Here is a 19,375-nt window from a genome sequence, read left to right as displayed (position 1 = left end):
GCCCGGTACTCCGCTCGCCGTACTCCGCTCGCTCAGAGTCCGATCGTGGCCAGTGCCGGGCGGAACGCGGTGAGGGCGCCGTCGACCGGCTGGGGAACCGTCCACGTGTCACCGGGCAGGGGGAACCTGCTGCACCAGATGCGCTCGTCACCGCCGGCGCCCTTCCAGGTCATGTAGACGGAGCCGCTGTACACCGCGAGGGCCGGCCCGACGCTGGTGAGCGCGCCGGGCACCGGCCGCGGTGCCGTCCAGGAGGCCGAGTTCGGGTACAGGCGGCTCCAGAAGACGCGCTGGTCGTTCCCGACGCCCTTCCAGGCCAGGTGCAGGCCGCCTCCGGGCGGGCCCGCCAGCGCGACGCCACCGCTGGTCAGGGCGCCGGACACCACCTGTGCGCCGGACCAGTCGTTGGCCCCGGTGCTGCCGCCGCGGTAGGTGTTCCACCAGATCCGCTCGTCCCCCTCGACGCCCTTCCAGGCCATGCGGGGTAGGCCGTACGTGCCGATGTGGTCGACGGCCACGGCGGGCGTGAAGCTGGTGAGGGCGCCGGGGACGACCTGCGGCCCCGTCCACCCGCCGAAGCGGCTGTTCCAGAAGACGCGTTGGTCCCCCGAGACGCCCTTCCACGCCATGAGGACACCCGCGTACGGGGCGAGTGCCGGGCCCACGCTCGTGAGGGCGCCCGGCACCGGCTCGGCCCCGGACCAGGTCGCGCCGTCGAACCGGTTCCACCAGATCCGCTCGTCGCCCTCGACGCCTTTCCAGGCCATGTGCAACGGCCCGCCGGACGGCCCGGCCAGAGCGACACCCGCGCTGCTCAGTGCGCCCGGCACGGGCTGGGGCCCGGTCCAGCCGCCGTCGCCGCGCAGGCCGTTCCACCAGACCCGCCGGTCCTCGCCCAGACCCCGCCAGGCCATGAAGGTGCTGCCGTCGCTGACGCTCGTTCTCCCCCGCCCGGAGCGCTCCGCCCCGGGGGCCGGGGGAGCGGCGAACCCGTGGACCCCCGCCGCGGCGACGGCCGCCGCCCCCAGGCCCAGTAAGCGGCGACGGCTGAGTGACGTGCCCGTCCCTGACTCCCGCATCGTTCCTCCTCGGCTCCGCGACCTCGTCACAGCGCCCGCGCACACCCGGCGCGGGCCCGTCGACTATGCCGAGCGCCGCCGCACGCGGGCCAGGACAGTTCCACTCAACAGAACACCGCCGTGCGGCGGACGCCGCCGCACGCAGGGCAGGGCCGCGAAGACTGGGACCGGGCTCGACCGGCCTGACGTCACGCTTCCCGGGCGAGCTGCCCCGCTCCGTGCGCCGCCGGAGCGCGGCGGCCCGAGCGCTCGCGGTCGGCGAGACGGCGCGCGAGGCACGCGGTGATGGCCGGGGCGACCGCGGTCATGAAGGGGCGCCAGCCGGGGACGGCGTTCACCTCGCAGACGGTGTAGGCGTCCTCGCCCGCGAACAGCAGGTCCACCCCGGCGATGTCCAGGCCCACGGCCGCGGCGGCGCGCACCGCGAGCTCCTCCGCCCGCGGGTAGCGGCCCGGGCACGGGGTGGCGGAGCCGCCCTGGGCGATGTTGGCGGTGAGGGCGTCCCCGCCGGAGGTGTGCAGCACCGTGTCCACGGGCTCGCCGTCCACCACGACCACGCGCAGACAGCGGCCGTGCGAGGACGCCACCAGCTCCTGGAAGAGGAACGGCGCCTCCCGCTGGAGGCTCCCGGCCACCTGGCGCAGCAGCCGGGCGTCGGGCGCGAGGAAGACCTGCCCGCCCCGGGAGCCGCGCACGGACTTCACCACGCACGGCGTCCGCAGGTGGTTGCTGCGTACGACGCCTTCCAGCGGCGCGGTCGCGTACGACAGCGTGTCCGGCACCGGCAGCCCCGCCAGGGCCAGTTCCTGGAGCTGCCAGACCTTGTTGCGGCTGTTGAGCTGGGCGTCGACGGAGTTGACCAGCGTGCTGCCCATGCGCTCCAGGTGCCGCAGCAGCGTCACCTCGCGGTCGTCGCGCATCGGCCCGGCGACCTGGCGCACGCACACCACCTCGGGCGCGGGCAGCTCGACGCCGCCCAGGGTGCGCAGCACCAGCCGCCCGCCCTCGACGCCGAAGAGCAGCTCGTCGGTGTGCCACACCGCGAAGCGGCTGCCGTGGGCGGCGGCCAGCGCGGTGGCGAGTTCGCGGGTGGACCTGCGCAGCGCGGTGGGGTGCTGCACCACCAGCATCCACACGTCGGCGGGTGCCGGGCTGACCGGCCGGGAACGGTCCTGTACGTCCACACGAACTCCTCGTCGTCGGCGCCGCCGGGAACGCGGCGGCCGGAAGGAGCCAGTCTCACAGGTCACCGCGCGCGATCTCGCCGAGGGCGTGACGCACGGGTGCGGCCGCCGCCCCGACCCGGGCCCGTATCGAGGCGGGCACCAGGACGACCGGAGCCCCGCACCGGGGCGGGCACCAGGACGACCGGCGTAAAGGGCCGCCGGATGTCCGGCCGTGGGGCCCGCGCGTGCGCGCCACCAGGGACGGGGCCGCGGCGCCGTCCAGGTCGTACGCCTTCTGGGCGATCGCCGTGTGGTGGGTGGTGGGCTCGTCTCCGCGGGAGCCCTCGGTGTCGGGCCGGGGATCACACGCCTTGGGGGGAACCATGTCCTCGACCGCACGGGTCCGTACGCGCGCGTTACGCCTGCGCCCGACCGCGCGCCCGACCTCGACAGCGCGCCCCCGTGCCGCCGCGCGCCCCCGTGCCGCCGCACGCCTGCGCCTGACCGCCGTAGTGTCCTTCGCCCCGGGCGCCGTCGCCGCCACCGCCGCCCTGCCCGCGACCGCCCTGCCGCGACGGCCTCGCAGGCCCCCGCGCCACCCGCGCCACCCGCGCCGCCCGTGGAACGCGTCTCCGTCGCCGCCGAGGGCACCCAGGCCGACGGGGCGTCCAGTCACGCCACCCTGTCGCGCAACGGCGCGTACACCCTCGTCCACAGCGGCGCCACCAACCTCACCCCCGAGCACACACCCCGCCCGCCGGGCTCCGTGCACATCCGCGACAACGCCACCGGCGAGGTGCGGCGGATCAGGGAATCCCTCCAGGACCCCGCCTTCAGCGCCGACGGCCTCCGATCTGCGCCTGCTCCGCCTCCCGAGCGGCCACGAGACCGTCGTCCACGCCCACGCCCGGGGCGTGCCCGGCGCGCTCGCGGACAAGGGCCGCCTCGTCTTCGACAGCCCGGCCGCCGACGTCGTCCCCGGCGACACGGACGGCAAGGCCGACATCTTCCCGCGGCGCGCCCGTTGAGACCGCGGCCAGGGTCGAACCGGTCAGGATCGAAGAAGCGCGGGTCGCACCGCCGTGCCTAGCGTGCACGTCATGGACGTCACCATCCACGCGAGCTTCCTGCCGCACTCCGACCCGGACGCCTCCCTGGCCTTCTACCGCGACTCCCTCGGCTTCGAGGTCCGTAGCGACGTGGCCATCGACGGCGACCGCTGGATCACGGTCGGCCCCGCCGACCAGCCCGGCACCCACATCGTCCTGGAACCGCCGGGCACGGACCCCGGCGTGACCCCGGACGAGCGCCGCACCATCGCCGAGATGATGGCCAAGGGCACCTACGCCACCATCGTGCTGGCCACCGACGACCTCGACGCCTGCTTCGCGCGGGTGCGGGCCGGCGGCGCCGACGTGGCCCAGGAGCCCACCGACCAGCCGTACGGCGTGCGCGACTGCGCCTTCCGCGACCCCGCGGGCAACCTGGTCCGCATCCAGGAATGCCGCTGACCCCCGCCCCGCGCCCGGCGCCGACGGGCAAGCGCCCCGGCGCGACAGCGCCCCGGGGGCGCGGACGGGTGTCCGTCCGCGCCCCCGGGGCGTGTGAGACCGGTCGTGCGTATCAGGTACGGACCTCAGGTACGGACCCTGCGCACCGGCAGCAGGCAGCGGGCGCTGGTCGGCACCATCCGCTCGTCCGAGACGAAGGCACGCAGCTCCTCGGCGCCGACCGGCTCGCCCTGCACGGCCTCGGGGAACGGACGTACCGTGCAGATCAGGTGGGCCCGGCCGCTCTCCTGAGCCGCCTGCTGCCACTGCGGGGACACCGGGCACTGCACCTGGAGGAAGGGCATGTTCAGCGCCGCCTGGCCGGCCTCGACCAGCAGCGTGATGGGGGACCGGCCGACGCGGGTCAGGTCCGTGCCGCCCGAGCCGACCGTGAGACCGGCCTTCTCCAGCTCGGCGCGCAGCGCCTCCGCGCCCGCCTCGGGCCCGTCGCGGCCGTCCCCGCGGGAGCACACCAGCAGGAACGGCGTCACGGCGTCGCCGGAGTCGGGCGCGGGCTCGTTGGCCCAGGGAATGACGATGAGGGTGCCCAGGAGGGAGCCCCGCTGCTCTGGCTTCACGGCGGTGGAAGAGGTCATGGCCTCGGATCGTAGTGACGCCTGCCACCCCCTCCGGGCGCATCTCCACCCGTTCGGCCCTGCCCGAGCCGCCGGATTCACCGGGCAAGGTGTACGGCCGCGGCCATGTTCGGCACCGCGCCCGCTCCCGAGGGACCCGGCTCCCGACGGGCGGTGCCGGTCCCCGACGGATGGCACCCCCCTGCCGGGACCGGTCTGCGGGGCGCCGCCCTCAGCGCTGTGGTGTGGTGCCGGGCCGGAACGTCACGTGCGCGCCGTAGGAGAAGCCCGCGCCGCCGACCGTGTTGCCGGTGACCGCGACGTCGCTGACCGGTGAGACGAACCCGGCCGTGTCCGCGTTCACCCGCACCGCGTTGCGCCGGGCGCCGGAAGCGCCCGCCGCCACCGTGACGCGGTTGTCGACGATGTCGACCCCCGAGACGGGGTTCGGGCCGACCGGGACCGGCGGCCGGTCGGTCGTCCGCGCCGTCAGGGAGCTGACGTAGACGCCGCCGACACTGTCGTTGACCGTGTTGCCGCGCACGGTGACGGCGGTGGTGTTCATCACGCCGACGGCGTCCCACTTGGCGCCGTCGACGACGTTGCCCTCGATGAGGACGCGCGCGTGCACCTGGCCGACCTTCTCGCCACCCGTGTGCGAGCCGACCAGCTTCGCCCAGGAGGGCTGGGAGCCGGACGGGCCCGCGTGGTTGCGCAGCACCCGTACGTCCACGGTCGGTGTGCCGTCGCTCGCGCCGGCCCAGGTGTTGCCGGCCAGGGGCAGGTCGAGCTGGATCGCCTCGCCGTGCCAGAGACCCTGCGTCGGGTCCTCCACCCAGCCCTTGAAGAAGCAGTCCCGGACCACGCCCCGGCGCACGGCGTTGAGCTCCACCGCGTGCCACCACTTGACGTTCCACACCGTCACGTCCGCGACCTCGACGTCCTGGGTGTGGACGAAGGTCAGCACGTTCATCGGCGGGGCCTTGTCGGCGCGGGCCCTGGCCGGGCCCGAGTCCTGCCAGACCCAGGCCGAGACGGGGTCCCACTCGCCGCCCTTGACCATGATGTTCCCGGGGGCCGCGTAGCCCTTCGTGGCGGGGCCGGGGACGTGGTTGACGAGCATGGTGGCGGCCTTTGCCCCGCTGACGGCGGGCGCGGTGAACGCGCCCTGGGCGTCGGCCTCGTACACGGGCGTGGGCGAGTGCTGGTTCTTCCGGTCCAGCGTGTACGTACGGGTGGTGGTGCCGAACTTGGCGACGAACCGGGCGCCGGACGCGTCCAGCACGGTGTTGCCGCCGATCACCAGGGTGTCGAGCAGGGTGTAGGTGGGAACGCCCTCGTACCCGGCCTTCACGATGACCCGGCCCTTGCCGTCGACGCCGTGCGGGCCCGCGATGCCGGCCGCCGCGTCGTCCAGGGCCCTGCGCAGCGCCCGGACGTGGGCGGCCTCGCCCGCGACGGACGGGTTCACGCCCGCCGCGCCGGCCCGCGCGGGCGACGCCGCGCCCCACAGGACCGTGGCGGCACCGGCCGCCGCCCCGCCGCGCAACAGCCCCCGGCGACTGACCTTCGACATGCCCACCCCGTCTCCCGGCCCTCCGGCCGCGCCTCGCTCGCTCACCAGTACGACGACTGGCGACGACTGTACGGCACCCCGGCAGGGCGGGCCGGGGGTGATCTTTCGCACCCTTGAGGCACCGTTTACCCGCTGCGCGCCGCCCCCCTGGTACGTCTGGGATCGCCCTCCGGGATACGTGGCCGGAAACCGGGCCCCGCGTTCCGCGAGCCGCCGGACACCCAGCACGGGCCGTGTCCCTCAAGCCGCCGGGGCGCTCGCCGCGAGCCGCCCACGCCCGTCGCCGGGCGCCCACCCACAAGTCGCCGGACGGCGCGCCCCCTTGCACGCGCCGGGAGCGGAGCGGCGTTGACGCGCGGTGCGATTCCAAGATTCGATTATCTCCCCGCCGGACGGACTAGTCTTGGGCCTATTGCCACACGGCAATGGTTCAACATTGAGACAACCACGCAGGACCGCCTGTCCCCGGGCGTGCCCGCTGATGCGTTCTTCGTTGTCGGATCTGAGTGGAACGAGGCTGGACATGGCTGAGGCGCCGGTTGGCGGTTCGAATGCGGTACCGCGGGCGCGGTCTACCCGGGGCACCAAGGTGGGCGAAGCGGAACTGCGGCAGCTTCTGGCCGGTTTGACGGCGGTACGCGACGGGGACTTCGGCACCCGGCTGCCGGACGAGGGCGACGGGCTGATCGGCGAGATCGCCACCGTCTTCAACGGCATGGTGGACCAACTGTCACTGTTCACGTCCGAAGTGACGCGCGTCGCACGGGAGGTCGGCACCGAGGGCACGCTCGGCGGCCAGGCGGAGGTGCCGGGCGTCTCCGGCACGTGGGCCGACCTCACCGACTCGGTCAACGCCATGGCGGGCAACCTCACGACGCAGGTCCGCGACATCGCGCAGGTGGCCACGGCCGTCGCCAAGGGCGACCTGTCGCAGAAGATCGACGTGGACGCGCGCGGCGAGATCCTGGAGCTGAAGGAGACCGTCAACACGATGGTGGACCAGCTCTCCGCCTTCGCCGACGAGGTCACGCGCGTGGCCCGCGAGGTGGGCAGCGAGGGGCAGTTGGGCGGCCAGGCCGAGGTGCCGGGCGTCGGCGGCGTCTGGCGGGACCTGACCGACTCCGTGAACTTCATGGCGGGCAACCTCACCGCCCAGGTCCGCAACATCGCGCAGGTCACGACGGCAGTGGCCAAGGGCGACCTGTCGCAGAAGATCACAGTGACCGCCCGCGGCGAGATCCTGGAGCTGAAGAACACCATCAACACGATGGTGGACCAGCTCTCCGCGTTCGCCGACGAGGTGACCCGCGTCGCCCGGGAAGTGGGCACCGAGGGAAGACTCGGCGGCCAGGCGGACGTCAAGGGAGTGTCGGGCACCTGGCGGGACCTGACCGACTCGGTGAACTTCATGGCCGGCAACCTCACGGCCCAGGTCCGGTCCATCGCGCAGGTGGCCACCGCGGTCGCCGAGGGCGACCTCTCGCAGAAGATCCGCGTGGACGCGCGCGGCGAGATCTCGGAGCTGAAGAACACCATCAACACGATGGTGGACCAGCTCTCCGCCTTCGCCGACGAGGTCACCCGCGTCGCCCGCGAGGTCGGCACCGAGGGCAACCTCGGCGGCCAGGCGACCGTCCGCGGCGTCTCCGGCACCTGGAAGGACCTGACCGACAACGTCAACGTCATGGCCTCCAACCTCACGGGCCAGGTGCGTTCCATCGCGCAGGTCGCCACCGCGGTGGCGCGCGGCGACCTCTCCCAGAAGATCACCGTCGAGGCGAAGGGCGAGGTCGCCGCGCTCGCCGGTGTCATCAACACCATGGTGGACACCCTCTCGGCGTTCGCCGACGAGGTCACGCGCGTGGCGCGCGAGGTCGGCACCGAGGGCCAGCTCGGCGGGCAGGCACGGGTCGCCAACGTCGCCGGCACCTGGAAGGACCTGACCGACAACGTCAACTCCATGGCGAACAACCTGACCGGCCAGGTGCGCAACATCGCCCTCGTCACCACGGCCGTCGCCAACGGCGACCTGTCGAAGAAGATCGACGTGGACGCGCGCGGCGAGATCCTGGAGCTGAAGACGACGATCAACACGATGGTCGACCAGCTCTCCTCGTTCGCCCGCGAGGTGACCCGCGTCGCCCGCGAGGTCGGCAGCGAGGGACGGCTGGGCGGCCAGGCCGAGGTCGAGGGCGTCTCCGGCACCTGGAAGCGCCTGACCGAGAACGTCAACGAGCTGGCCGGCAACCTGACCCGCCAGGTCCGCGCCATCGCCGAGGTCGCGAGCGCCGTCGCCGAGGGCGACCTCACCCGCTCCATCACCGTGGACGCCTCCGGCGAGGTCGCCGAGCTCAAGGACAACATCAACACCATGGTCGAGTCGCTCCGCGAGACGACCAGGGCCAACCAGGAACAGGACTGGCTGAAGTCCAACCTGGCGCGGATCTCCAGCCTCATGCAGGGGCACCGGGACCTCGCCGTCGTGGCCGAACTGGTGATGGACGAGCTGACCCCGCTGGTCTCCGCCCAGTACGGGGCCTTCTACCTCGCCGAGGAGACCCGCGACGGCACCGAGCTGACCCTGGTCGGCTCCTACGGCCGCCCGGCCGACTTCACCGGCCACGGCCGCTTCAAGCTCGGCGAGTCCCTGGTGGGCCAGGCCGCCCGCAGCCGGCGGACGATCGCCGCCGACCACGTGCCCAGTGACTACGTCAGCATCTCCTCCGGGCTCGGGCAGTGCGCGCCCAACAGCCTCGTGGTGCTGCCCATCGTCGTCGAGGAACAGGTCCTCGGCGTGATCGAGCTGGCCTCCTTCACCCCCTTCACGGCGGTGCACCGCGACTTCCTCGAGCAGTTGATGGAGACGCTCGGCGTCAACGTCAACACCATCGTCGCCAACGCGCGCACCGACGAGCTCCTGGACGAGTCGCAGCGGCTCACCTCCGAACTCCAGGCCCGCTCCGAGGAGTTGCAGGTCCAGCAGGACGAACTCCAGCGCTCCAACGCCGAACTGGAGGAGAAGGCCGCCCTGCTGGTCGCCCAGAACCGCGACATCGAGACCAAGAACCTGGAGATCGACCAGGCGCGCCAGGAACTGGAGGCCCGCGCGCAGCAGTTGGCGCTGGCGTCCAAGTACAAGTCCGAGTTCCTCGCCAACATGAGCCACGAGCTGCGCACTCCGCTGAACAGCCTGCTCATCCTGGCGCAGCTCCTGGCCCAGAACCCCACGCGCAACCTCACCGCGAAGCAGGTCGAGTACGCGGGCATCATCCACTCCGCCGGTTCCGACCTGCTCCAGCTCATCAACGACATCCTGGACCTGTCCAAGGTCGAGGCCGGCAAGATGGACGTCAACCTCGAACCGGTCGCCCTGCGGCAGCTCGTGGACTACGTGGAGGCCACCTTCCGGCCGCTGACCACGCAGAAGAACCTCGACTTCACCATCAGCACCGCTCCCGGTGTGCCGACGGACCTGCTGACCGACGACTCGCGGCTGCGGCAGGTGCTGCGCAACCTGCTGTCCAACGCGGTCAAGTTCACCGACCGGGGCAGCGTCGAACTGCGCGTCGAGAAGGCCAGCGAAGCGGAGCTGCCGCCCTCCATGGGCCGCGTCGACGCGGTGCTGGCCTTCCGCGTCAAGGACACCGGCATCGGCATCGCCGAGCAGCACCTGGAGGCGATCTTCGGCGCCTTCCAGCAGGCCGACGGCACCACCAGCCGCAAGTACGGCGGCACCGGCCTCGGGCTCTCCATCAGCCGGGAGATCGCGCACCTGCTGGGCGGCGCGGTCACGGCCGAGAGCACACCGGGCCAGGGCAGCACGTTCACCCTGTACCTGCCGGTGGCGGGGGCGAGCCCGTACGCCGTCACCGCGGACGAACCGCTCGCCCCGGCCGCACCGGGCCGTACCGTCGCCCTCGTGAGCAGCGGCCAGACGGCCGACCGCCCGGCCCTCACGGCCCGGCCGAAGCGCCGGCTGCTCGTCGTCGAGGAACGCTCCCGCGGCCTGCTGTCCCTCGTGGCCGAGAACGCGGGCGCCGACGTCTCGGGCAACCAGGACCTGCCCCTGCGCACGGCCGACATCGAGATCATCACCGCCGTGGGCGCCCAGGAGGCGGCCGAGAGCCTGGCCGAGGGCCCGTTCCACTGCGTGGTCCTCGAACTGGACATGCCCGAGGACGAGGCCCTGCGCTTCCTCGCCGCCATGGACGGTGACGCCGCAGGCACGACCGTGCCGGTCCTCGCCCACAACAGCCGCCGCCTCGACCGCGCCCAGGAGAGACAACTGCAGTCCATGGCCAGCACCCGGCCGCTGGAGCTGATCAGCAGCCTGGACGAGCTGCGCGAGCGCATTGCCCTGCACCTGTCCGCCGAGAAGCCCGGGGACGCCCTGCCCCTGGTGCGCCCCGAAGAAGCACGCCAGCAGCCGCCGCAGTCCGTCGACGGCAGCCTCGCGGGCCACACCGTGCTCGTGGTGGACGACGACGCCCGCAACCTGTACGCGATCAGCGGCATCCTGGAGATGCACGGCATGAAGGTCCTGCACGCCGACAACGGCCGCAAGGCCCTCGACATGCTCCGCGAGCACGCGGACATCGACCTGATCCTGATGGACGTGATGATGCCGGAGATGGACGGCTACGCCGCCACGTCCGCGATCAGGCAGGACCCGGCACACGCCCACCTGCCCATCATCGCGGTGACGGCCAAGGCCATGCCCGGCGACCGGGAGAAGAGCCTGACCTCGGGGGCGAGCGACTACGTCACCAAGCCCGTGGACGCCAACGACCTGGTCGCCTGCATCGGCCGCTGGCTGGCCACGGACCGAGGTCAGCGGCTGTGAGCACTCCTGACCTGCCGAAGGGCTCCGCGCCGAGCGACGCGCCGGACCCCGCGTCGAGCGATACGCGGAACCCCGCGCCGCACGACGCCGCCGGGACCACCGGCCCCCGGCGCCTGCCGACACCACGCGGTACGGAGACCGCCGGTCTGCCGCACCCCCGGCCGGGGGACCACGCCGCGGGGGCCGCCGGGCAGGGCCCGGGGGAGCTCGCCGTCCCGGAGCCGTCGTCGCCGGAGCCGTCGTCGCCGGAGCCGTCCGCCGAGTCGGCGGACGTCGTACCGGCACAGGCTCCACCGGCGCCCGCGGCCGGGCCCCGGGACACCTCCGGCCTCGGCCGTCTGGCCGCCACCGTGGAGCGGCTGCACGCCGAGATCCGCGCCGCGCAGGCGGCCGCCGACGGCCGCGCCCTGATCGAGCTCGCCAAGGGCGTGCTCATCGAGCGGCTCCAGTGCGGCCCGACCGCGGCCGCGCAGCAACTGGCCAGCCTGGCCGCCGAGTCCGGCGTCTCGGAGCTGGAGCTGGCGGCCGACATCATCAACCAGGCGGCCCACGACCAGGTCGCCGAGGTCACCGAGGAGTTCGTCCGCAGGACCAGCGGCGACGCGAGGGCCGCGGCGGACGACACACCGGTCGCCGTGCGCCTGCGTACCGCCGAGAGCGGCGCGCTGGCCTCCCGGGACACCCAGGCGGTCGCCGAGTCCCTCCTGGAACACGCCCTGGAGCCCCTGGGCGCCGTGGCCGTCGCCGTCTGGACGGCCGGTCCCGACGCCTCGCTGACCCTGGCCGGACACGCGGGCTTCCCGCCGGACGAGGCCGGGCGCTGGCACTACGTCCCGCCGGGCGTGTCCACCCTGGCCCGGCAGGCCCTCGGCGAACGCCAGGCCGTACGGGTCACGTCGCTGGCCTCGGCGGGGCTGCCGTCCATCGGCGGGGCGCTCCACCTCGACGGCGGCCGGGTGGCGGTGCCCGCGGGTACGGGCGGCCGCATCCACGGCATCCTGGAGATCTGCTGGGCCGACCCCCTGGAGCCGCAGCCACCCCAGATCATGCGCCAGATCGACGCCTTGGCGGAGCTGTGCGCGCACACCCTCGACAACCGCCCGGCGCCGGGGGCCTCGCTCGCGGCGCGGACCTGGTCGACCGAGCCCGCCGACTCCGAGCTGGTGAACCTGGCGGAGGGGCTCTACGACCCCGCCCTGGTGCTCACCCCGTTCGTCAGGGCCGACGGGGAGCTCGCCGACTTCCGCATCCACCACGTCAACAGCCACTTCATCGACCCCGCGGGGCGCCCCCGCAGCGCCGTCGCCGGGGCCATGCTGCTGGAGGCGTACCCCATGGCGGTCGGCGGCGGCGACCTCTTCGACAAGATCGCGCATGTCTACGCGACCGGCGAACCGTTCCGCGCTCGGCGCTTCACCCTCACCTCCCTGGTCGGCCAGGTGCCCCTGGACACCACCGCCGACATCAGCGTCAGCCGCCACGGCAGCAGCGTCCTGCTCATCTGGCGCGTCGAGGACGAGACGGCGCGCCTGGCCAACCTCCTGCAGCACGCCCAACGCCTCGGCCAGATCGGGGGGTTCGAGGAGAACACCGTCACGGGCGAGATCGTCTGGAACGACCAGCTCTTCGACCTGTACGGCAGCCCCCGCCACACCAGCCCCGTACCGCTGGAGGCGCTGACGTCGCACACGCACCCGGACGACGCCGCCACCGTCCGCCGCTTCCTGCGCACCGTGCTGCACCACCGCCGTCCGGCCTCGGCGGCCTTCCGGCTGGCACGGCCCGACGGCGTCACCCGGCACATGCGCGTCATCGCCGAGCCCGTCCTCGACGCCGAGCACAAGCTCCAGGCCGTGCGCGGCGCCTACCAGGACATCTCCGCGCAGCACTGGACGGAGGTCGCTCTGGCCGCGACCCGCGACCAACTGGCCCACACCGAGCAGCAGGCGGCCGAGCGCAACCGCCTGACCCTGCAGCTCCAGCACGCCATCATGCCGCCCGCGCAGGCCCCGCTGGACAGCGCCGACCTGCGGGTCGCCGTGCGCTACCGCCCGGCGGAGTCCGAGTCCATGGTCGGCGGTGACTGGTACGACGCCGTCGTCCTGCCCTCACAGCAGATCCTGCTGTGCGTGGGTGACGTCGCGGGCCACGGCATCGAGGCCGCCACCAGCATGGTGGTGCTGCGCAACGCCATGCGCGGCCTGGCCGTCACCGGCGCGGGCCCCGCCCAACTGCTGTCCTGGCTGAACACCGTGGCGCACTACCTGACCGACCGCGTCACCGCCACGGCCGTCTGCGGACTGTACGACCCGGAGCGGCGCACGCTGCGCTGGGCGCGGGCGGGCCACCTGCCGCCCGTCCTGATCCGGGGGCAGAAGGCGACGGAGCTCCGGGCCGTCAGCGGCATCCTCCTCGGCGCCGTCTCCGAGGCGGCCTACGAGGAGGAGGAGCTGGTCATGGAGCCCGACGACACCCTGCTGATGTACACCGACGGCCTGGTGGAGCGCAGGGGGGAGTCGGTGGAGGACTCCCTGGCCCAACTCCTCACCAAGGCCCGGCTGCCCACCACCACGCTGGAGCAGCGCCTCGAAGGCCTGCTCACCCACAGCAAGTCCGACACCGACGACGACACCTGTCTGATCGGCATCCAGGTCGTGTGACGCCCGGCCGTCGGTGTGCCGCCGTACGCGACGGCGGCACACCGACGGGCGGACCGGACGGGCGGACCGGACGGGCGGACCGGACGGGCGGACCGGACGGGCGGACCGTGGGTGGTGGCCGCCGGGTCAGGTGGTGGGCCGCGTGCCCTCGCAGGGGTGCTCGGAGAGGGCGATCCTGGCCGTGATGCGCTTGCCGACCGGCTCCTGCTCCACGAAGAGGCTCTCGGCGACGGCCTTGACGATCTCCAGGCCGTGCTGGCCGATGCGCCCGGGATCGACGGCCCGGGCCGTGGGTACGGCCGGGTCGCTGTCCCACACCACGACGTCCACGGCCCGGGCGGTGAGGCGCAGCTCCATCAGGACGGGGCCGGGGGCGTACTTGCGCGCGTTGGTCACCAACTCGCTGACCACCAACGGCACGAGCTCCCTGGCGCGTGCCGATATGGGCAGACGGTGGGCGGCGTCCGCCTCGTCGAGGAAGGCGGCGGCGCGGTGGCGGGCGCTCGCGATGCACCCGTCGTCGCCGGCCAGGGCGAGCCCGGCACGCATCAGTTGCTCATCCGCCGCCGTACAGCCGTGCGCTTCGGCACGCGATCCCATCGGCTTCGCCCCCACTCCCCGTTCACGTGCCCCCTGTTACCCCGCCCGCCGCCGGGCATGCGCCGTGACGTACCTCACTGTTCCATGTCCCGTCCCGACGGCGGCGGGGGTACCTCACGGGCGGGGGAGGCGTACGTCGTCTCCCCGCAGTGTCCCCGTGAGGGCTCGAAGGCACCTCAAGCAGGTCGGGACCGCGTCGGGCCCGGTTCACCCGCTCCCGTCACGTACGGCGTTTCTCCACCGCGGCAGCACACGAACGAGCCCCGGACGCGCCCGGAGCGGCCTCCGGCGCCAGGCGGCGGGGACACTGATATGACTGGTGCATGCAGGAAGAGACCGCACGCGCAGCGATCGACATGTTCATCTCCGCGTTCAACACCTCGGACGACAGTTATGTCCCGGCGCTGCTCTCCCAGGCCCTGACCTCGGACGTGGTCTTCTGGGGACCGTTGGGCCGCAGTGAGGGCGTCGAGGCGGTCGAGCGTTTCGTACGGGACATCCGGCGCCACCCGGCGGGGACCGGCACGATGGCGCGCTGCTCGGCGGTGGACATGCCGGACGAGTGGGCGCGGTACCAGTGGGTCTTCACCACCCCGGACGACGGCCCCCGCCTGACGGGCACGGACGTCGTCCACCTGCGGCGGAACCTCATCGACCAGATCATCGTCTTCGCGGGAGAGATCGAGCCGTCCGCCGCTTGACCCGCCCCCGCTCCTCGGCGGTGCTCCACCCCGCCCTGCCCCGTCCGGCACCGGGCGCGGCAGGCGGCCGACCGAAGTGCCCGGAGGCCGCCGCGCGCACCCGTGCCGCCGCACATCCATGCCGCCGTGCACCCGTGCCGCCGGGCTACAGCAGCCCTCCGAGCGGCAGGACGCGCTCGCTGAGCCGTCCGCGCAACCGGCCCGCGGAGATCTCGGCCTCGGCGAACCAGTCGGCGGCCAGCAGGAGTTCCACCTGCTCGGCGACCCGGTCGGGCGGCAGGGCGCAGAACGCGGCCACCCTGTCCAGGTCGAGCCCGCCGTCCTCGGCGTGGCCGAGGCGGCCGTCGAAGCCGGTGTGGGCGGCGGTGTACAGGGCGACGAGCCGGGTGGCGGGCCCGCCCTTCTTCTTGCGGATCTTCCGGTCGCCCACGACCTTCTGGGCCCAGCCGGAGAGCCTCGCGCGGGTGGTCTTGCCGAAGCCGAACGGGCGGGGCCGGTCGGGCAGCAGCGCGGGAACGGTGATGAGCGTGGGGTCCTCGGGCCGGGAGTCCAGCGCGTCGGCGACGTCCTCGGACAGCCGCAGCCAGTCGGCCGCGACCAACTGCTCCAGTACCCGCTCGGCGTCCTTGTGGAGCCAGCCGGACAGGTCCTGGCCGGTGACGTTCCCGGTGCCGGCGCGCGCGGCCCGCAGCGTGAGCATGAGCACCGCGAGGCGCGCCTCGGGCCCCGGGCACGGGGTATGGGCGGTGACGTGGTCAAGGACGGCGCGGGCGTGCGCGGCCTGGGTGCGGGTCAGGAGCCGCTCCACCACGGGCGCGTCGTCCGGCGCGTCGGCGGGCTGGCCGGTGCGGTTCTCGTGCATCTCCCGCGTGGCGCCGATCGCCTTCTCGGCGCGCTCCGCCTCCTCGCGCAGGGTCTCGTCGCCGCTCACGTCGGCCCAGAGGGCGAACGCGCGGGCCTTGCGCTCGTGGAGGGCGGCGAGGAGGGCGAGGTCGGGTTCGGGGCGCTTCTGGTAGGCGCGGAAGGCGTCGCCGAGTTCGGTGAGTTCTTGGCGCAGGGTCTCGGGTTCGAGGTCGTCGGGCACGACGCGCTGCGCGATCTTCCCTCGCCGTTTGGGCCGCCGGGACGGGGAGGCCTGCGGGACGGCGCGGGCCTGGGGGACGGCGCGGGCCTGGGGGACGCGTGCCGGAGCCTCGGCGGAGACGGGCGTGGCAGGGGAGGCGCCGACGGGGGAGGCGCCGCAGTCGGAGAACAGGGCCGCCATGCCGCCCGCCCCCGCTCCGTTCCCCGGCGCCGCCTGCTCCTCCGCCTTCCGCGCCGCCCGGTCCGCCCCGGCGTGAGCGCCGTGGGACGGGGGCGGGGCGGTGTCCAGGACGCGGCAGTCGGCGGTGGCGGCCGCGCAGCGCGCGCACGTCTCCGCGACGCGCCAGAGCCTTCCGGCGCGGTCCGCGTACACGGTCAGCACCACGGGCCCGCCGCACCGCCCCGCCGCCGGGCGCGGCCCGCCGGAGCCGGAGCCGGAGGTGTGCCACGCGCAGTCGACGGCGCGGCAGGCGCACCAGGCGTCGCCCCGCGGCCCGCCTTCCTCGCGGACGTGCGCCAGATGCGCGTTCACGTGCGCGATCGCGGCCTTCCGGGCCGCGGCGGCACCGTCGGGGAAGTGCTGATCGGCGCAGGCCGGACGGGAGCAGGACAGTCTCACCGCACCTGCGGCAAGGCGGCCATGGGGGTCCAGGCGCACCGTCCACACCCGCCCCACGACGCGCTCGGTCTCCTGCGTGCCACTCTCCACCGCCATGGTGCGTCCTTCCAGCGTCTCTTGAGCCGTTGTCACCGCGGCGGCTGCCCACCACCGTGACGCGGACCGTCCGGACCGGTGGCGCACGCCCCGGCCCGCTGTTCCCTGTTGGGTCATTGCATACATCGGCGCCCGTGGAAAGTGGGCCACATACTCGAACGCTGTACCCCAATCGGTGAACGCCACGTTCGAAATGAGGCGGATGTGCCCCGTCGCCGGCGCACGGACACAACCCTCCCCACCCGCCGTGCCGTTCACCGGGACGTGGGTCCGGCGCACGGCACCGACGACGCCCGCGTCCGGTGCGTACGCGGGCCTCCGCCGGACAGGTCGTGGCGACGGGCGGTACGGAGGCTGATCGAACGACGTGGCCGATGGTGAGGCATGCACCGGCACACCGCGGGATACATGCAGCTCATGAGCTTGCTGGCGCAGATTCATCAGGCGGACCGGCGGCTGACCCAGCGGGTCGCCGCCGGTGCCTCGCCCCGCGTGCACCGCACGCTGTCGGCCGTGGAGGAGCTGGCGGAGGGCACCAAGCTGTGGTGCTGTGCGGCCGCGGTGATGGCCTGGACGGGCGGTCGCCGCGGCCGTACCGCCGCCGCGGCGGGCCTGGCCTCCGTGGCCGTCGCCCAGCTCGTCTCCAACGGCGTGTGCAAGCAGCTCGTCGACCGCCGTCGGCCGCCCAAGGACTGGATCCCCCACGACGAGGTCGAGGACCGCCCCGATTCCCCCTCCTTCCCCTCCGGGCACACCGCGGCCGCCGTCGCCTTCACCGCCGCCGTCGCCCCGACCTGGCCGCTGCCCGGGGGCCTCTGCGCGATCCCCGCCGCCATGGTGGCCGTCGAGCGCGTCCAGTCCGGCGCCCACTACCCCAGCGACGTCACCGCGGGCGCCGTCCTCGGCCTCGCCAGCGCCTGGCTCACCCGCCGGGTCCCCCGCCTGGTCCTGCGTCTGTGGCTCTAGTGGCGTGGGCGCTGCCAGGAGGAGTGGCCGTACCGCGGTGCCCGCCGGACGACGGCATGGCCCGCCCCCTCGCGTACGGCACGAGCCGCCGGGGTACCCGTCCCGCGACCAGCAGCCCTGCGCCACGGGGCACCCGGGCCCGACAGCCGGAGGCGAACCATGAGTGACCAGAACTGGCCGGTGGCGCTGATCGTGATCGTGGCACTGGTGCTCGTGGTGGCCGCGGGTGTCGCGCTCGTGCTGTTCCTGCGGCTCCTGCGGGCCCGGCGCCTGCTGCGCGACGCGGGTGTCCCGGTCGAGAACAAGCTGGCCTTCTGGGGCGCCCTGATCTATGTGATCTCCCCGGTGGACCTGCTCCCGGACCCCGTCTACCTGGACGACATCGGCGTCCTGCTGCTCGCCCTGCGCTCCCTGCACACGGCGGCACTGCGCTCGGGCCGCTCCGGCCGGAGCGCCCCGGAAGAGGCCGCCCCGGAAGGGCGGCGCCCCTCCGGCAAGCGGTGACGCGGAGCCTTGTACTCGTGCAGCGGGACTAACGCCGACCGGCGGCTGTCGCGACAGTGCCGCCCAAGACGGCGAGTGCCACGCACAGCGGGGAGTACAACACCGTGTTCCACCGCTGGAACGCCTCGGCGGCACCGGAGTTCATGAAGTATCCGCCCAGGCCACGGGCCAGCAGCACCAGCGTCAAGCCGTACATGCCCGCAAGGCGCAGCCACTTCGGGCCGATCGCCGGGATCGTCCCGTTCACCATGAGGGTGAGCACGGCGCCGCCCAGCAGGGCCAGCCCCACCAGCATCGTGCTGGAGGCCGACGGCATCACGCCGTCGTCGCTGCCGCCGATCGTCCTGGTGAACGTGAGGGCGTCCTTCATGGGCCAGGGCGAGAACGCCCAGACGAAGTGCAGCAGGCCGATCCCCGCGAGGGTGATCGTCAGCACCACAGGGGCCACCGTGCGGACCATGTCCCGTACCTCCAGCTCGACGTGCTCGTTCCCTCGACGCGCGGCGCCCGCCGCGATGGGACACGCGCGACCGTCCCGAAGGGCCACCGGCGAAGCTCGCCCTCCACACGGCTCCGCCCGGGCGGCCACATCTGTACGGCTCCGTATAGAGGGACCCTAGCAGCCATCTATACGGAGCCGTATAGATGGCCTCCCGAGCGCACCCCCGGGGAGGTGCCCCGGTCACCTCGTGACATCGCGCGCCGGGGCCGGGCCGAAGACCAGGCGGTGCCCGCGGGCGGTGTCCACGTACTCACGGACCCGGTGGATCAGCCCGTTCCGCAGCTCCACGACGAAGCAGTAGTCGTTGCTGTAGGGGCTTCCGTCGGCGAGCGTCGCCGTCATGGTCGCCTCCACGGCCGCCCGCTCGCCGTCGGTGTGGATCCCGTGGAGGGCGACGCGGACGTCCGCTCGAACAAGTGGGGGAGGTCCTCGGCGAAGAAGCGCGCGATCGTGTCCCGGCCCACCAGGTGGTGAGTCACCCGGAGGGCCTGGGCGGTGGCGTTGCCAGGGGGTGACAGCCATTCGGCGTCCTCGGTGAGGACCGCGGAGATCCTGTCGGCGTCACGGCCGGCGAGCGTCCGGAAGGCGTTCTCGATGAGGCTGCTCATGAACTCACCGTGCCGTCGCCGCGCGCCGGTGTCTTGGACGATTGTTCCGCGCGGGCCCGCTGCGGACCGGTCCGTCGGTCTCGCCTGCTTCCAGGGCCGTGTCCCGTGTGGTGCCAGGCTGTCGGGTGGTTCTCGGGGCCTGGTGCGTGGAGGTGCTACGTTCCGGACGGGCTAGGCCGTTTCCTTCGGATCATCGTGCCGACCAGATGAAGATGGCCGCGATGTGGAGTCCGGCGAGGTAGATGGT

15 protein-coding genes are annotated in these 19,375 nt (G+C 73.5%); 6 read left to right on the top strand and 9 right to left on the bottom strand.

Annotation, left to right across the window (positions count from 1 at the left end; all coding sequences use genetic code 11):
* Positions 1-32 precede the first annotated feature (32 nt).
* The 3 genes from IE330_RS20620 to IE330_RS20610 all read right to left on the bottom strand — a co-directional run bounded on the left by IE330_RS20620 (position 33) and on the right by IE330_RS20610 (position 2,630).
* The gene (locus tag IE330_RS20620) at positions 33-1,079 is read right to left on the bottom strand and encodes a hypothetical protein (RefSeq protein ID WP_190137553.1); all 1,047 of its coding nucleotides are present in this window, start codon (positions 1,077-1,079) and stop codon (positions 33-35) included.
* Positions 1,080-1,267: 188 nt separating this feature from the next.
* The gene (locus IE330_RS20615) at positions 1,268-2,263 is read right to left on the bottom strand and encodes a RimK family alpha-L-glutamate ligase (RefSeq protein WP_229925794.1); all 996 of its coding nucleotides are present in this window, start codon (positions 2,261-2,263) and stop codon (positions 1,268-1,270) included.
* Between the two features lie 55 nt (positions 2,264-2,318).
* Positions 2,319-2,630, bottom strand: coding sequence for a hypothetical protein (locus tag IE330_RS20610; protein WP_190137552.1), 312 nt, complete (start codon positions 2,628-2,630; stop codon positions 2,319-2,321).
* A 715-nt stretch (positions 2,631-3,345) separates the two neighbouring features.
* Here IE330_RS20610 and IE330_RS20605 point away from each other — a divergent pair.
* Entirely contained in the window at positions 3,346-3,756 is a 411-nt protein-coding gene (locus tag IE330_RS20605; RefSeq protein ID WP_190137551.1) for a VOC family protein, read from the top strand.
* A 125-nt stretch (positions 3,757-3,881) separates the two neighbouring features.
* Here the strand turns inward: IE330_RS20605 and IE330_RS20600 are convergent, their stop codons facing one another.
* Positions 3,882-4,391, bottom strand: a complete 510-nt coding sequence (locus IE330_RS20600; protein ID WP_190137550.1) for a DUF5949 family protein — start codon at positions 4,389-4,391, stop codon at positions 3,882-3,884.
* A gap of 211 nt (positions 4,392-4,602) precedes the next feature.
* On the bottom strand, positions 4,603-5,946 hold the full coding sequence (locus tag IE330_RS20595) for a hypothetical protein (RefSeq protein WP_190137549.1): 1,344 nt from the start codon (positions 5,944-5,946) through the stop codon (positions 4,603-4,605).
* A 523-nt stretch (positions 5,947-6,469) separates the two neighbouring features.
* On the opposite strand from IE330_RS20595, the gene IE330_RS20590 reads away from it, so the two are divergent.
* Positions 6,470-10,789, top strand: a complete 4,320-nt coding sequence (locus tag IE330_RS20590; protein ID WP_190137548.1) for a HAMP domain-containing hybrid sensor histidine kinase/response regulator — start codon at positions 6,470-6,472, stop codon at positions 10,787-10,789.
* Positions 10,786-13,449: a GAF domain-containing SpoIIE family protein phosphatase gene (locus IE330_RS20585; protein ID WP_229925792.1), complete on the top strand. Its 2,664-nt coding sequence runs from the start codon at positions 10,786-10,788 to the stop codon at positions 13,447-13,449. Before IE330_RS20590 ends, IE330_RS20585 begins: the two co-directional genes overlap by 4 nt.
* 126 nt (positions 13,450-13,575) lie before the next feature.
* On the opposite strand, the gene IE330_RS20580 is transcribed toward IE330_RS20585, so the two are convergent.
* Entirely contained in the window at positions 13,576-14,049 is a 474-nt protein-coding gene (locus IE330_RS20580) for an ATP-binding protein (protein ID WP_190137547.1), read from the bottom strand.
* 323 nt (positions 14,050-14,372) lie between these two features.
* Here IE330_RS20580 and IE330_RS20575 point away from each other — a divergent pair, with 323 nt between their 5' ends.
* Positions 14,373-14,750, top strand: a complete 378-nt coding sequence (locus IE330_RS20575) for a nuclear transport factor 2 family protein (protein WP_190137546.1) — start codon at positions 14,373-14,375, stop codon at positions 14,748-14,750.
* A 145-nt stretch (positions 14,751-14,895) separates the two neighbouring features.
* On the opposite strand, the gene IE330_RS20570 is transcribed toward IE330_RS20575, so the two are convergent.
* The gene (locus IE330_RS20570) at positions 14,896-16,548 is read right to left on the bottom strand and encodes a hypothetical protein (RefSeq protein WP_190137545.1); all 1,653 of its coding nucleotides are present in this window, start codon (positions 16,546-16,548) and stop codon (positions 14,896-14,898) included.
* 417 nt (positions 16,549-16,965) lie between these two features.
* Between IE330_RS20570 and IE330_RS20565 the strand changes: the two genes are divergently transcribed.
* Both IE330_RS20565 and IE330_RS20560 read left to right on the top strand, forming a co-directional pair.
* Positions 16,966-17,514, top strand: a complete 549-nt coding sequence (locus tag IE330_RS20565; protein ID WP_190137544.1) for a phosphatase PAP2 family protein — start codon at positions 16,966-16,968, stop codon at positions 17,512-17,514.
* A gap of 159 nt (positions 17,515-17,673) precedes the next feature.
* Positions 17,674-18,018, top strand: a complete 345-nt coding sequence (locus tag IE330_RS20560) for a YkvA family protein (RefSeq protein WP_190137543.1) — start codon at positions 17,674-17,676, stop codon at positions 18,016-18,018.
* 28 nt (positions 18,019-18,046) lie between these two features.
* On the opposite strand, the gene IE330_RS20555 is transcribed toward IE330_RS20560, so the two are convergent.
* Entirely contained in the window at positions 18,047-18,478 is a 432-nt protein-coding gene (locus tag IE330_RS20555) for a DUF3995 domain-containing protein (protein ID WP_190137542.1), read from the bottom strand.
* Between the two features lie 222 nt (positions 18,479-18,700).
* On the bottom strand, positions 18,701-19,042 hold the full coding sequence (locus tag IE330_RS20550; protein WP_229925791.1) for a nuclear transport factor 2 family protein: 342 nt from the start codon (positions 19,040-19,042) through the stop codon (positions 18,701-18,703).
* Positions 19,043-19,375 lie beyond the last annotated feature (333 nt).

The sequence above is a fragment of the Streptomyces longispororuber genome (assembly GCF_014656095.1).
Classification (GTDB): domain Bacteria; phylum Actinomycetota; class Actinomycetes; order Streptomycetales; family Streptomycetaceae; genus Streptomyces; species Streptomyces longispororuber.
Note: the sequence above shows the minus strand (reverse complement) of the source record. Positions and strands in the feature narration are given on the sequence as shown.